Here is a 15,148-nt window from a genome sequence, read left to right as displayed (position 1 = left end):
CCGCCGGGGCCTGTCCGCCACCGCGTTGGGGGTGGCCCCCCCCCCCGCCCCCCCGGCGCGCCGCGGGTCGCTTCGGGCAAAGCCCGAAGCGAAACACCTTAACTAGGCGGCTGTGGAAAATTCCTTGAAGACCAGCGGAACCGCCGGAGCTCCGGGCAGCCCTTCGTAAGTCACGCAGCCCCCGCCCTTGCCTGCCCGCGACTGGAACAGAAGACCAAAGTCCCTGACCAAGATCAGGGCGCCCGGTTTAAACTCCAAACCTTTGGAACGAAACCACAGGACCGCATTGACCGGGTTGCCCAGCACATTGGGATCCGGGCCTGAACCAGCTCTCCGTCCGCCGCATGCCGATATCCATTGCAGCGATGGTCTCTGCGCTGCAGGGCTGGCCCTTGGCAAGTGTCAGATCCGGGGGCAAAGATTGGGCGGTTGGCTGAGATATGAACCACGCCTTCTTTGGCGTGGCGGCGGTGGTGATGCTTTCAGCCGCGACCATCAGCACCCAATCGGTCTCCACCATCTGGAGTGTGCCCCAAGCCATATCCAGCAAGGCGCCATCTTCGAGCATCTTACTCCGGAACGGCAGACCTTGCACCGGCTCCACGGCGCCAAAGCGTTTATGCGCAGTGGCACGTTTGGCCTGAGAACAGTGCGTGTCCTCTGTGCTGCTGCCGGGTAACAGCGTTTGCGCCGGGATCAATCTATCCGCAGGTTCACCCGGTCAGAGCGTCCCATGCCATCGACAACCACCAGCGAGGAGAAGCCAGGGCCAGGGCTGGGCAGCGAGAACTCACGCCGCCGCTGGTCGATGAGAACCGGCAGGCCATTGGCCATCACCAGGAAGGGCGCAGTGCCTCCGCGCAGTTTCAGCGTCAGGGCGGCGCCTGCCAGCGCCAACCGGGCGCCGTCGGGCGGAAAGATCAGCTCTGGCGCGCCCGCAGTATCCGAGAAGGCCGCGTCGCGGGGGCGGAAGCGCTGCAAGGGCGGAGGCAATTCGGCGGAGCTAACGATGAGCGTGGCGGGCGGCGGCGGCGGCAACGGGTCCAGGGCGGGTTTCAGGCGGCCGAAGGCCTCAAACAGCACCGGTGCGGCCAGATCGCCGCCAAAGATGCCGGGCACCGGCGTGCCGTCGGCGCGGCCCATCCAGACCCCGATCACATGGCGCCCGTCCCAGCCGATAGCCCAGGCATCGCGGTGGCCGTAGGACGTGCCGGTTTTATAGGCAATGGTCCCCGCCCGCGCGCCAGAAGGCACCGGCAGTCCGCGCAGAACATCTGCGACCTGCCACGCGGCCTCGGCTGAGGTAAGGCGGCCGGCAGGCGCAGGCGCCTCCGCTTGTATCATGCGCAGTTCCGGCCCCTGCCCGCCCGCCGCCAGCCCAGCATAAAGCTGCACCATGTCCTGCAGATTGATACCAAGACCGCCGAGCGACAGCGCCAACCCCGGCGCGCCACCGGGCAGGTCCGGGCTGGCTCCGCTGGCACGCAGGGAGGCCATCACACGCGCCGGGCCAAGCTCCTGCGTCAGCTTCACCACCGGGATGTTGAGCGAAAGCTGCAGCGCCTCGCGCATTGTTATGTCGCCGCGGAATTCACCGTCGAAATTCTGCGGTGCGTAGCCTGCGAAGTTGACCGGACCGTCGTGGATCAGGGTTTCCGGATGTGCCAGCCCCTGATCAAAGGCAAGGCCATAAATCAGTGGCTTCAGGGTGGAACCAGGCGACCGGATGGCCTGGGTCATGTCGACAAAGCCGCGCCGTTCTGCATTGGAATACCCGGGGGAGCCGACCATTGCCAGCACCTCACCGGACTGGTGATCGGCGGCGATGAGCGCGGCGGAAAGATGCGGGCCGGTACGACGGGCGGCCCCGGCCAGAAGCTGCTGCATCCGGGATTGCACAGCGCCGTCAAGTGTCAGCTGCAGCTGGCGTTTGCCGGGGTGCTGTGCCGTGACCCGGTCCGCCAGATGTGGTGCAAGCCGCGGGAAGGCGGCCATGCGGTGCGGCAGCGGAGTGCGGCGGGCTGCCTCTGCCTGTTCTTCGCTCAGAAGGCCCTGACGTAGCATCCGGGCCAGCACACGGTTGCGGCTCTCATTGGCCGCCTGCGGGAAACGGTCGGGACGGCGGCGTTCGGGGGATTGCGGCAGGGCAACCAGCAAAGCGGCCTCTGCCGGGGTCAAGCGTCTCGGTTCCTTGCCGAACCAGCTGTAAGCGGCCGCGCGAATGCCCTCAGCCGCGCCACCATAGGGGGCGTGGGTCAGGTAGAGGGTGAGGATTTCCTCCTTGCTGAGGCGGCGTTCCAGCGCCAGTGCCACCCGCATCTGGCGCAGCTTGCCGGCCCAGCGGCCAGTGGTGCCGTCCTCCAACAGGCGCGCCACCTGCATGGTGAGAGTGGAGCCGCCGGACACCGCCCGACCATGCCACAGCGCCTGACCCACAGCGCGCAGGAGGGCGATGGGATCGACGCCGGCATGGGAGCGGAAACGTTTGTCCTCGTAGCGCAAGAGCATCTGCAGGAAGCGCGGATCGACGTCGGCGGGCTGGACGGCGAGGCGCCAGAGGCCGTTGCCCACAGGGTAGGCACGCAAGAGCTTACCATTGCGATCAAGGACTTCGGTGGAGGTTTCCGTGAGGGTGAGCGGGAGATCTGTGCGGTCGATCCAAACGTCGAAGGCGCGATAAATTGCGAATGTCACCGCAATCAGGACCGCTAGGGCCAAAGCGCTTCGTTTCCACTTCCTGCCTGGCCGATAGGCCGCGCAGCGCCCGACCCTCCCCATGGGAGGGCGCTTTGCACCCACCCAGGTTCGGGCGCTGCCCTTAGCTTTGGTCAGCCAGCGTTTCACCTGACTGCCACGCGCCCCGTGCTGGTGCGGGCGCGGTAGGCCGGACGGTACATGTCCTCAACCGAGGCTGCCGGATGGTGGAACACGCCGGGCGTCACCGCGCGGACCACATAGGCCAGCGTCACCTGCGAGGCATCGCGCATATTCACTGCTGCCAGAAAGCGGTCGCTGCGGAATTCCGCGTGTTCGGCCTCAGCCGGGTTCAGCCAGTCGAGATCGCGCAGGTCGCCCGACCGCAGGAGGTTGGGGTTGTCGATCTCAAACCCTGCAGGCAGCGGGTCGTTGACCATCAGCCGGGCGCCGGTCTTTTCATGTGGTTTCACCCGCAGGACCGCGACAAAACGTGCGCCCGCCTGCACAGACTGGACCTCCAGTGGCTGGCCTTCCAGCGTGAAGTAGCTGCGTTCAATGGTGTAACCAAAGCCGCCCGCGGCCGGCGGAACCTCGGGCACGCCAAGCGTGGTGAGGGTGATCTCAGCAGTCCGGCCATTGGCAGCGGTCAGGGCGATTTCCGGCATGTCCCGACCGTCAGCCGCCTGGACAAACGGCCCCTGGACGGGCTGGCCATTGACAAGCAGACCTGAGTCTTCCGGGTTCTGCGCCAGCGCATGAGCGGCCATCAGGGTCCAGGCGGACTCTTGGGTGGAGCGGGAGCCGGACACTTGCGAGAGCCGCGCCGACAGGCTGGTACGGTCCACGGCCTCGGACCCCGCTTCCGCTGCCAGCGCCAGAACGCCTGCGGTGTCACGCAGGCGGGTGCCAAAATCCGCGCGCCAGAGGCGGGCCTCGCCCTGCGTCTCAGAGGTGATCATCTGCGCGGCGCGGGCAAACATCCGGTCAGCGCGGCGCTGGTCGCCATAGGCCGCAAGGGCAGCGCCCAGCTGGGCAGCGGCAAGGGGGGTGGCAAAACCTTCGCCCTTGACGTCGGCATAATAGCGCAGGTCGCCCATCTGGGCGGCGCCTTCGCGCGCCAGCACCAGCAGGGCATAGGCGATCTCCTCGCCGCCGATGTCGAAATCAGGGGCATAGTTGATGCGGTTGCGCAGGTTGTCCATCGCCTGGGCAAAGGCCTGCTGCGGCACCTGATAGCCTTGCGCGCGGGCGCGGCTGAGGAAATCGCTGGCATAGGCATCCAGCCAGAACTCGCCGCTGTCCGCCCGCCAGAGACCGAAGGCACCCGAGGGGGCCTGCCGGGTCAACACCTTGCGGATTGCAGCATTGATACGGGCATCCACTGCCGGGCCGTTGCCCAGCCCTGCAGCTTGGGCGACACTGCTGAGATACAGGAGCGGCAGCGCCTTGGAGGTCACCTGTTCGGTGCAGCCGTAGGGGTATTGGTCCAGCTCTGCCAAGAGGCCCGGCACGTCGAATTTCGCCAGCGGGCCAGAGGAGATGGTGGCACGGGCAGTGCCGGGGAGCAGGCCGGTAAAGACGTCCTTGCTGAACAGGAAGGTGTCGCCGGCCGCCAAGGTGAAGCGGCGCGTCTGGGACGTCACCGGATCATTGGCGCGCACCGGCATCCGCAAGTTTTGCCGCAGCTCCTGCCCGTCGGGCGTGGTGAGGGTGAGGGTCAGCTCATGGTCGCCGACAGTTTGAGCTGTAAGAGGCAATTCCAGCACTGCCTTGCCCTGCTCCGCCAATGTGACGGAAGCAGGCAAGCTGCCCAGTGTCAGACCGCCTGCGGTGGCGGCCGTCAGCTGCATGTCTCCGGCAGAGCCGTCGGCATGCACGATTTCGATGCGGGCACGGCTTTGATCACCCGGCGCCAGGAAGCGTGGCAGGGTGGCAGTGACCACCACCGGGTCGCGCACCAGCATGTCGGCTTCGGCCTGGCCTACGGCCTGGCCCGACCAGGCAACGGCCATCAGCCGCACAGTGCCGTTGAAAGCGGGGAGCGTCATCGGGAATGCGGCCTCTCCGTTTGCGTCAACCTGCAAAGGGCCGGAAAACAGCGCCACAAGATCCTGAGTGGGCGGCGGCGATTGCATTTTCATGCCGCTGTCCGCATCACCGCCAGAGCGGATACGGCCCATGGCGCCATTGCCCGGATCGATCAGACGGCCGTAAACGTCGCGCAGCTCCATGCCCAGACGGCGCTGGCCATAGTAATGCGCGCTGGGGTCGGGGCTGGTGAAACCGGTGAGGTTGAGGATGCCGAGATCGACAGCAGCGACGGTGAGCCAGATTTCCTCACCCTGTGCGGCGCCATCCACGCGGATTTTGGCGGTTTGGGTGCCGCGCGGGCGGACCACTTCGGGAACATCAATCGCAACCTCAAGCTGCTGGCCGGACTGAGTGACGCTGGCATGGGCCAGCCCCAGTGCGCGCAGCGGGGTGCGGCCCCGGTCGCCTGCCACCGGCTGGATCACGGTTGCGGTCACATAGGCGCCGCTGCCCCAGCCCTGTGTCACGTCCAGTGGGATAACGGTTTCGCCGGCAGGAACCTCGACCGCCATGCGGTGGATCAGCTGGTTGGAGACCACAGAGACCAGCGCGGTGCCTGCGGCCTGCGGCACGATGCGCAGGCGGGCGGTTTCGCCGGGGCTGTATTTTTCGCGGTCCAGTGACAGCTCCAGCTTTGCCGGGGTTTCAGAGCTGCCTTCAGGCGCGTACCAGCCGGCGTAGAAGTCATAAGCCGCAGAGACATATGTGCCGTCAAGACGTTCCACCACCAGTTCATAGCGTCCCCAGTCGACAGGCTGCGACAGCGGCAAGGGATCGCTGCCCAACTGCGCCTCGCCGGTGGCGATGCGGGTGCGGCGGGTCACCGGCTCCCAGTTCCAGTTGCCGTAAAGCTGATACCACTGATAGCGGGTCTGGACGCGGTTCAGGGTCCATTTGACCCGCATCGGCATGGCTGCCAGATCCGGTGACAGGGCGATGAGTTCAAAGCCTGCTTCGGAGCCTTCTGCCGCGACCTCGTCAAACATGGGTTTGATGCCAAGGACCGGGCTTGCCGGGCGGACCGGCAGCTCCAGCGCGCGCTCAACCGGGCGGGCAGAGCCATCGGTGACGCGGGTGGTGAGGGTGGCCAGCAGCGGCTTGCCTTCTGCCGGAGCAGCGGCAGGCAGGCTGGCCGTAATGACAGCGCTGCCGTCTGCGCCGGTTTCCTGGCTGCCGAAATACTCGGTCTGGGCCGAAGACAGCTCATCATAACGGCCAAAGCGGAAGCCTGGCCACTGATCCAATATGCTGGCGGCAGTGAGGCGGATGCTGCCTTCCACCTTCAGGCCCGCGCCGGGCGCCCCGAACAGATAGTCGGCCTGCAGGCCGATCTGGGCGGCGGTGCCGGGCCGGAGACTGTCTGCATTGGCGACCTGCTGGGTAAAGTCGATGCGCTCGGGCAGAAAATCCTCCACAAGGATTTGGCGGCTGGCCAGCGCCGGGGCGCTAAGGTCGCTTTTGATCTCGATCCGCCAGGTCCCGCGCGGGGCGGCGGGGCCGGTGGGCAGCGCAAAGACATGACCGCCCTGGTGATCTGCAGCAGAGGTCTGGCGGGTGTATTCCACCCCGTCGGGGCGCAAAAGAATCGCCGTGAGCGGCAGGCCCTTGACCGCCTGCGCCTTGCTGTCCCGTGCCAGCGCAGTCACATGCATGGTTTCGCCAGCACGGAAAGCGCCACGGGTGGTGGCCAGGAACACATCCACCGGTCCCGGCGCAGGGCGGCCGGCAACGCCGCGGTCCGACAAGTCAAACGCGGCATCGTTCAGGGGCAGGAAGGTAAAGTCGCCCTCCCCCGCCTGCGCAGTGATCAGCGCCGGCGCCGCACCGCCGGAACCGCGGATGAGGCCGGAGGCAAAATGCACATACCCGCTGGCGTCGCTGGCTGCGGTTGCCAGCACCTCATTGGCAGAAGAGATCAGGCGGACCTCGGCACCTTCCTGCGGCTTGGCATCTGCCAGAGCCTGCACCTGCACATGCAGCCCGTCGCTGCCGGACATGGTGCTGAGACCAAGACCGGTCACGACGAACCACTGGGTGCTTCCGGCATTCTCATAAGGATCGGCGCCCGGCACCCGCGCAGTGAGGGCATAAAGACCCGGTTTCTGCCCCTTCAAAGCCTCATCCAGCGGTAGACGACTGGTCATTTCCTGATTGATTGCGGTGTCGACTTCGGCATTGCCAGTCCAGATTTCCTCGGCAATGTCAGCGGCGAAATGCTCATCCTCCCATTGGGAGAGCGGCTTGGCGAAGTAGCCCTCCTGCAGGGTGCGCAGCACGTTGCGGCTGCTGACCCGACGCAGGCGCAGATCCAGTTCGCGAAGGTTCACTGTCTCGACCGGCAATGCCGCCGCACCGCCTGCAGGCAGCACATAGGCGCGGCCCGGAAAGCGGACCTTGGGCGCGCGGTCACGCACATAGTGGGTCAGCTCCACATCCTTGATCAGCTGCTCGCCGCTGGCAGCAGGCAACCCCCGGCGCAGTGTCAGGCGGTAGCGCTTGCCGTGCTGCGCCCCGTCCAGACACAGCTGACGGCCCTGTGCCGTGACGGCCAGACCGGCCTCGGGCAGGCGCACATAGTTTTCGTAATCCGTACCGGCCTGTTCCAGATCCTCCGAGAACTCCGCGCAGATGCGCGGCGCGGCGCTGTTGCTCTCGACTGTGCTGGACGTGACGCGGAAGCCATGTTTTGCCACTGCATCCTCCAGCTGCGCGGCACGGGCGGCGTCAGGCGCGATGTCCTGCGCCAGTCGCAGCAATGGCAGCATCGCGCGGCCGCGGCCCAATGCCTGTTGCGCCTGTGCCGCTGCAGCCAGTGCCTCTGCCTGCTGCATCGGCGCCGCAGCCCGCAAGTAACCGTTGAGCGCCGCATGATGTGCCTGCGTGCGGTACCGGCGCTGCTGACTGCGGCTGCTGCTGTCCTTGGCGGCACGCCGCAAAAATCCAGAGAGTTCTGTCCAGTCCGCAGCCTCATCGGTCAGGACTGCTGCCTGGGCCATCCAACGCAGGGCACCAAAGGAATCGCCGCTCCGCTGCAGAGACCGGGCAGCGGCGCGGGCTTCGCCTGGGTCATTGGCAGTCAGGGGGTAGTCCAGCCCCAGGCTGCGGGCAAAGCCGGCAGCGCGGTCCAGGTCCTGCTCCGGCAGGAAATCCAGTTGCGCGGCACGGGCCACCGCCGCCGTTGCCAGCGCGGGGGCCACAGGCTGTTTCAATACGGACAAGGCGCCGGCATATGCGCTTGACTGTCCCAGCCCGGATTTAGGGAAACACGCATTGGCCCGCTGATTGAATACAAAGCCTGCGCACTCTGCCTGCGCTGAACAGGCCCGGGCGCAAGACTGAACATCGGTATCAAACAGCGGCTGCAGATCGGAGCCGTAGAAATCCGTGTCCGCATAAGAAAGATAGCGGAACTCAGGAACCGCGTGCTGCGCCCAGGCAGCTGGCAGAAACAACGAAAAAGCAAACAATTGCAGAAGAACAAAAGCGAATAGACGCGGCATGGCACCCTCCAATACTGAGGGCAGGCTGGCACGGGCTTAACGTCATAGCAAGATTCCTCCGCGTAACAACAAAGGGGAGCGGCGCAGCTGCCCCGCGCGCAGAAACTGCTGCGCGCCTATTTGTGTTTTGGTTTTGCGGAGTTTTGCAGGGATGAGCCTTGCTGACAAACTGGCGGAGGAACGGCGGGCACGGCTCGCCGCGGAACGGCTGCTTGAGCTGAAGCAGGCCGAATTGTCCGCTGCCAACCGCAAGCTGGGCCGCCACGCGCTGGCGCTGACCAAGCAGATCGGTCAGACACAGGCCGAGGTCGCCACTGTGCGCGACGAAAACGAAAAGGTGAAATCCGACCTTCACACCGCCAATGAGAAGATCGAAACCGCCGAACGGCGGCTGTGGCATTCGATCCAGGCGTTTCAGGACGGATTTGCCTTCTTTGACGCCGCAGGCCATCTGATCGGCGCCAACACCGCCTATCTGAACATTTTCGACGGGCTGGAGGAAGTGACCCCCGGCATCACATACGAACGCATTCTGGAGCTGCTGGCCGATGAGGGGCTGATCAACACCGGAGAGATGGGGCCGGACGCCTGGCGCGCAGTGATGAGTGAGCGCTGGATGTCGCCCGCCCCCTACCCGCTTGTGGTCCAGCTGTGGGACGAACGATATCTGCGGCTGATCGACCAGCGCGGCCACGGCGGCGATATGGTCTCGCTGGCGCTCGATATCACCTCAACCGTGCGCTATGAGCAGGAACTGCAGGACGCCCGTGCCCGGGCCGAGGCTGCGAACCGCGCCAAATCTGCCTTTCTGGCCAACATGAGCCACGAGATCCGCACGCCGATGAACGGAGTGGTGGGCATGGCCGAACTGCTGAATGACTCCGAATTGGATGATGAGCAGCGGCTTTATGCCAGCACCATCAAGAACTCTGGCGAGGCGCTCCTGGTCATCATTAATGATGTTCTGGACTACTCCAAAATCGAGGCCGACAAGCTGGAGCTGCATCCGCAGGAGTTTGACCTGGAACGCAGCCTGCATGAGGTGGTCATGCTGCTGCAACCCACCGCACGCGACAAAAACCTGGCGCTGCTGGTGGATTACGACCTGTTCCTGCCGACGGGCTTTGTTGGCGATCCCGGCCGGATCCGGCAGGTGCTGACCAACCTGACCGGCAATGCGGTGAAATTCACCAAAGAAGGCCATGTGACCCTGCGGGTGACCGGAATCACCTCCCAGGAAGACGGCCAATGCGCCGTGCATGTCACCATTGAGGACACCGGCATCGGCATTCCCGCCGAGAAGCTGGAGCATGTGTTCGGCGAATTCAATCAGGTTGAGGACGAGCGCAACCGCAAATTCGAGGGCACCGGCCTGGGGCTGGCGATCTCCAAGCGGCTGATCGAGATGATGGGCGGCGAAATCTGGGTCGACAGCGAAGAGGGCAAGGGGTCCTGTTTCGGGTTCCGCCTGCCGCTGCCGGTTGCAGGCGCCGCGGAACAGCCGCTGCAGAAGCTGCCCGAGGGCCTGCGCCATGTTCTGCTGGTCGACGATGTGCCGCTGAACTGCGAGATCCTGCAAAAGCATTTGACGATGCTGGGGCTTCAAGTCACCGCAGCCAGCACCGCAAGCGCTGCACTGGCCGCGATGCAAGAAGACATCAGCCTTGTGCTGAGCGGCCACAGCCTGCCGGGCCTGGACGGCTTGCAGCTGGCCCGCGATCTAAAGTCCGGCGGCTGGGGCAACGTGCCGGTGCTGCTCCTGAATTCCAACCCTCAGACGGTGATCGGCTCCGATGTCCGGCAGCTGGTCAGCGGCGTACTGCAAAGCCCGGCGCCGCGTGATGAACTGTTCAGACAGCTGGCCCGCCTTGGCAGTGAGGCGCCCACTTCCGTACCCGCACCGCCCGCGGCTCCCGACGAACCGCTCGCGGCAGTTCCTGCTGACCCTCCAGCGCCCGGCCCTGCAACGCCGGTGCTGCCCCCCGCCCCGGCAGCTTCGGGTCTGCGCCGGATGCGGGTTCTGGCCGCCGAAGACAACAAAACCAACCAGCTGGTGTTCAGCAAGATCGTGAAGACGCTGAATATCGAGCTGAAGTTCGCCGGCAACGGGCTGGAGGCCGTGGAAGCCTTCAAGAGTTTTCAGCCTGACCTGATCTTCATGGACATCTCAATGCCAATGATGGACGGCAAGGAAGCCACCGGAGAGATCCGTAGACTGGAGGAAGAAGCCGGTGGCCATGTGCAGATCGTAGCACTGACAGCCCACGCCATGGCCGGTGATGCCGACGGTATCCTGGCCGCAGGATTGGACCATTACCTGACCAAACCGCTGCGCAAGGCGCTGATCCACGAGCAGATCCGCACCTACGCGCCTGCCGACACTCAGCCAGTGGAACCAGACAGCCCGCCCGCTCAGGCCGCCGCCGGGGGCGGACCTTGAACCTTTTTTGCTCGCTATCGGGCATATGGCGGCGGCCTAAACTCAGGACCCGTTCATTCCGCACCGCCCCAGAGTTTTCTGCCCTGCCGCGCCCGGTCTGAAGTCTGCCCGCTTGCTGAAAGCACCTCTGCGGCGCAAGCGCAGCCACCCCCCCCCAAAGCAGTTGCGGCATACAGGCCGCCAGTCGGCCAAATCCGCTCCAGGCTCTCCCGCGCCCGCAGACCCCCCGGGGGCGCCGGCGCATCTTCGGGGCGGCCTGGGGCCGGGCAGCGCGAAACGCGCGCTGCCGGGCCCAACTGTGACGGTGCATTCCTTGGAATGCGGCGGAGCTGGCGGGAGCTCTCTGCCTTAGGCGTGGCGCAGAAAGACAGGTTTGTCCGGTTCCGACATTTGCGGCTGATAAGCATAGCCGCCGGTGTCAAAGTCCAAAAGACTTTGAGCGTCACTCAACCGGTTCTGGATGACAAACCGGGCCATCGCGCCGCGGGCGCGTTTGGCATAGAAACTCACCACTTTGGGGGTGCCGTTCTTGTCTTCCATAAAGACCGGGGTAATCACCTGCGGCTTCAGCGCCGCCAGATCGACCGCGCCGAAATATTCCTGACTGGCACAATTCACCAGAACCTCCGCCCCCACGGCCGCAGCCTGGGCATTCAGTGCTTCGGAAATCCGGCTGCCCCAGAACGCATAAAGGTTCTTGCCGCGTGCATTTTGCAGGCGTGACCCCATCTCCAACCGGTAGGGCTGCATTGCATCCAGCGGGCGCAGCACACCATAGAGGCCAGACAGGATGCGAAAGTGATCCTGCGCCCAGGCCATCTCCTCGGCGTCCAGCGAAGACGCTTCCAGCCCCTGATAGGTATCACCGGCAAAGGCGAGTGCGGCCGGGCGGGTGGCGTCAGTTTGGGGGTCGGCGGCAAAATCCTGAAAGCGGGCGTGGTTCAGCTTGGCCAAATCCTCGCTGATATGCATCAGCTTCATCAGATCCGCTACCGATTGGGTGCGGGCCACTTCTGCCAGCTCCACCGCGTCGTCGTGCAATTGCGGCCAGGTCATTTCCTGATCTCGCTCTGCCCAGTCCAGCTTCTTGGCCGGAGAGGTCACTACCAGCATGTTCTGCCCCCTTCTATTCTTGGCGCGACCCTAGCCCGCGCCGCGCAGGACGTCCAGAAACGCCTGGGCGAAACGTTTGGCGCGGCGCTCTCCTAACAGTCTTGTGATGCCCGCCGCGTCGCCTTCGCGCAGCTGCGCCACTTTGGCCAGTAGCGAGGCCGAGCAGGTGAGCGGCTTCAGGGTGCCGCAGTCCCCGCGCGCCAGCTGCGCCTGCACTTCCAACAGCGCGTCATAGACCGAGCCAGCCTCCCGGCCCGCCAGTTTGCGGCGCATGGGGTGGATTTGTTCCGACGCCCCGGTGATCACGCTCAGGAAATCGTCGCCATAGCGTTCCAGCTTCTTCGCCCCGACACCGTTGATACGGGCCATCTGGTCGAGGGTTTCCGGGCGCACCTCCGCCATCTCGATCAGGGTGCGGTCGGGGAAGATCACATAAGCCGGCACTTTCTGCGCCTCTGCCAGCGCCCGGCGCTTGGCCTTCAAGGCCGACAAAAGCGGCGCGTCCTCTTCCGAGACCAGCGCTTTTACCGCCGGGCGGCGTTCCGCCTTGCGGATGGTGTCCTTGCGCAAGCTGATCTGCTGTTCGCCGCGCAAGACAGGCTGCGCCGCTTCGGTAAAGCGCAGCGCGCCGTGGCGTTCCGGATCCGGGCGCAAGAGGTCGTGCCCCATCATCTGCCGGAACACCGCCTGCCATTCGCGCTTGCTGTATTCTTTGCCGCAGCCGAAAACCGACAATTGATCATGGCGGCGCGCCTGCACCCGGTCTGTCTCATTCCCCAGCAGAATATCGATCAGATGACCCGAGCCGAACCACTCCTCGGTCCGCAGCACTGCCGACAGCGCCTTCCTGACCGCGGTGGTGCCGTCAAACACATCCGCAGGCGTGTCACACAGATCGCAATTGCCGCAAGGTTCCGCCGCTTCGCCGAAATAGCCCAGCAGTTTCTGGCGGCGGCAATGCAGCGCCTCGGCCAGACCCAGCAGGGAATTCAAGCGTGCATGATCTGCCGAGCGGCGTTCCGGCGGCGCGAGGCCCTCGTCGATCTGGCTGCGGCGCAGGCGGATGTCGTCGGGGCCGAACAGGGTGAGGGTTTCCGCAGGTGCTCCGTCGCGGCCGGCGCGGCCGATTTCCTGATAATAGGCCTCAATCGACTTGGGCAGGTCCGCATGGGCGACCCAGCGGATGTCTGGCTTGTCTATCCCCATGCCAAAGGCGACCGTGGCCACCACGATCAGCCCGTCCTCGCGCGCGAAACGCGTCTCGACGATGCGGCGGTCCTCGGGGTCCATGCCGCCGTGATAGAAACAGGCGGCATGACCGTCCTCGCGCAGGGCGCCAGACAGGGCCTCCGTCTTGGCGCGGGTGCCGCAATAGACGATGCCGGATTGACCTTTGCGGGCCGCGGCGAACTCCAGGATCTGACGTCGCGGGCTGTCCTTGGCGCCAAAGGCGAGGTGAATGTTGGGCCGGTCAAAGCCGCGCAGGAAGCTGCGGGGGGCTTCGCCGTCGAACAATTTCTGGACGATTTCTTCCTGCGTTTCCTGATCCGCTGTGGCTGTGAAGGCCGCGAGCGGCACGTCCAAGGCGCGGCGCAGCTCTCCGATGCGCAGGTAGTCGGGGCGAAAATCGTGGCCCCATTGGCTGACGCAATGGGCCTCATCCACGGCAATCAGGCTGACGCCGATGCGGCGCAGCATGCCCATGGCGGCACCAGAGGCAAGCCGCTCAGGCGCCATATAGAGGAGTTTCAGGCGGCCTGCCTCGATCGCTTCCCAGACCGCTTCGGTTTCTTCATCGGTATTGCCGGAAGTCAGAGCCCCTGCGTTAACGCCGGCCTCCTGCAAAGCGCGGACCTGATCGCGCATCAGCGCAATGAGGGGAGAGATTACCACGGTGATGCCATCGCGCAGCAGCGCAGGAAGCTGGAAGCACAGCGACTTGCCGCCGCCGGTGGGCATGATCGCCAGCACGTTCTCCCCGGCGGTCACGGCGTCGACGATTTCCTCCTGCCCGGGGCGGAAGGCGTCAAAACCGAAGATCTCGCGTAGAATAGGGGTCGCGCCGCTGAGGGCGGTCATATCCGTCATGGGAGCGGAGGGCCTCGTGGTCAGTGCTGCTCTTCTTTGGCAGGCACAATCCCACAGGAGGCATGGGGCGGCAAGGGGGAGCGCGACGCTTCTGGCTGGCTGTCCGCGTGCCAGAGAGGGCAGCATCCGCCGACAGACAGAAGCCGAGCGCCCGCCCATAAGGGCGGACGGGGGCTGCCCGGCATGACGCCGGGCGAACGATCAGTAGAACGCCGAGATGTTGTTCACCAGGATGATGCGCAGCGCATAGACGGCGATCAGCACCGCCAGTGGCGCCAGGTCGATACCGCCCAAATTCGGCATGATGCGGCGCACCGGGGCATAGATCGGTTCAAGAATCCGGTTCAACATGTACCAGATCTGCGCCACCAGCTGCTGGTGCAGGTTCAGCACCTGAAAATTGATCAGCCAGCTCATGATCACATGGGCAATGATGAAGAACCAGACAATGTCCAGGATCAGCATCAGGATTTGGAACAGCGAGACCATCTGTTATCTTTCCTCTTTCGAACAGCCACACAGGTAAGCAGACGCGGCGAAATGCGCAAGGCTTCCGCAAGGTTGCGGTTGACGTGCTGTAAACGGGTGGCATCACGGGCACATGCGAACAAGGAGCGCGCGCCGATGTACCCGATTGTCCGACTGATCAAGGATACTGTTCTGGCCAGCCGGATGCAGCGGCTGGAGATCACCGGCATGCATGTGTCCAGCCATATCTGCTGGCCCTGGGATCTGGACATGTGGATGGAGCTGAACAACGGCCGCACCATGACCCTGTATGATCTGGGGCGCACAATGCTGGCGCAGCGGGTGGGGCTGATCAAGGCGCTGCGACAGCAGCGCTGGGGGCTGACGGTGGCGGGATCCTCTGTGCGCTACCGCCGCCGTATCCGGGGATTTGAGAAATTCGAGATGCGCAGCCGCACGGCGGGCTGGGACGATAAATTCATCTATGTCGAGCAATCCATGTGGAAGAAGAACGGCGACTGCGCCAGCCATGTGATGCTGCGCACTGCGGTGACGGACAGAAACGGCATCGTGCCGCCTGCACAGGTGCTGGAGGCGCTGGGGTACAGCGGGGATATCTCGCCCGAGCTGCCTGGCTGGATTCAGGACTGGTGCCAAGCGGACAGCGGCCGGCCCTGGCCGCCGATGCAGGACGGGCTTGCCTAGGCCCCTGCCCGCCTGCCATACCTGAAGGCAACTATAACAAGAGGCC

7 protein-coding genes are annotated in these 15,148 nt (G+C 64.9%); 2 read left to right on the top strand and 5 right to left on the bottom strand.

The genetic code is table 11. The features are described from left to right. Nucleotides 1-696: 696 nt before the first annotated feature. Both pbpC and ACP151_RS12680 read right to left on the bottom strand, forming a co-directional pair. Entirely contained in the window at nt 697-2,778 is a 2,082-nt protein-coding gene (gene pbpC / locus ACP151_RS12685) for a penicillin-binding protein 1C (RefSeq protein WP_424979270.1), read from the bottom strand. 62 nt (nt 2,779-2,840) lie between these two features. Further along, nucleotides 2,841-8,288, bottom strand: coding sequence for an alpha-2-macroglobulin family protein (locus ACP151_RS12680; RefSeq protein ID WP_424979269.1), 5,448 nt, complete (start codon nt 8,286-8,288; stop codon nt 2,841-2,843). 151 nt (nt 8,289-8,439) lie between these two features. On the opposite strand from ACP151_RS12680, the gene ACP151_RS12675 reads away from it, so the two are divergent. Continuing rightward, nucleotides 8,440-10,728 (top strand): ATP-binding protein, encoded by a 2,289-nt coding sequence (locus tag ACP151_RS12675; RefSeq protein ID WP_424979268.1) that lies wholly within the window; start codon nt 8,440-8,442, stop codon nt 10,726-10,728. Nucleotides 10,729-11,076: 348 nt separating this feature from the next. On the opposite strand, the gene yaaA is transcribed toward ACP151_RS12675, so the two are convergent. The 3 genes from yaaA to ACP151_RS12660 all read right to left on the bottom strand — a co-directional run bounded on the left by yaaA (nt 11,077) and on the right by ACP151_RS12660 (nt 14,418). Then, on the bottom strand, nt 11,077-11,841 hold the full coding sequence (gene yaaA / locus ACP151_RS12670; protein ID WP_424979267.1) for a peroxide stress protein YaaA: 765 nt from the start codon (nt 11,839-11,841) through the stop codon (nt 11,077-11,079). Nucleotides 11,842-11,871: 30 nt separating this feature from the next. After that, complete coding sequence (gene recQ, locus ACP151_RS12665; RefSeq protein WP_424979266.1) at nt 11,872-13,929, bottom strand: DNA helicase RecQ; 2,058 nt, start codon at nt 13,927-13,929, stop codon at nt 11,872-11,874. Nucleotides 13,930-14,130: 201 nt separating this feature from the next. Next, on the bottom strand, nt 14,131-14,418 hold the full coding sequence (locus tag ACP151_RS12660; protein WP_424979265.1) for a YggT family protein: 288 nt from the start codon (nt 14,416-14,418) through the stop codon (nt 14,131-14,133). Between the two features lie 135 nt (nt 14,419-14,553). On the opposite strand from ACP151_RS12660, the gene ACP151_RS12655 reads away from it, so the two are divergent. Then, the gene (locus ACP151_RS12655; protein WP_424979264.1) at nt 14,554-15,102 is read left to right on the top strand and encodes an acyl-CoA thioesterase; all 549 of its coding nucleotides are present in this window, start codon (nt 14,554-14,556) and stop codon (nt 15,100-15,102) included. The last annotated feature ends 46 nt before the right edge of the window (nt 15,103-15,148 follow it).

This window comes from Leisingera sp. S232 (assembly GCF_049800895.1).
GTDB lineage: Bacteria > Pseudomonadota > Alphaproteobacteria > Rhodobacterales > Rhodobacteraceae > Leisingera.
The sequence above is the reverse complement of the archived record's forward strand: the minus strand, read 5'-3'. Positions and strand labels throughout refer to the sequence as shown.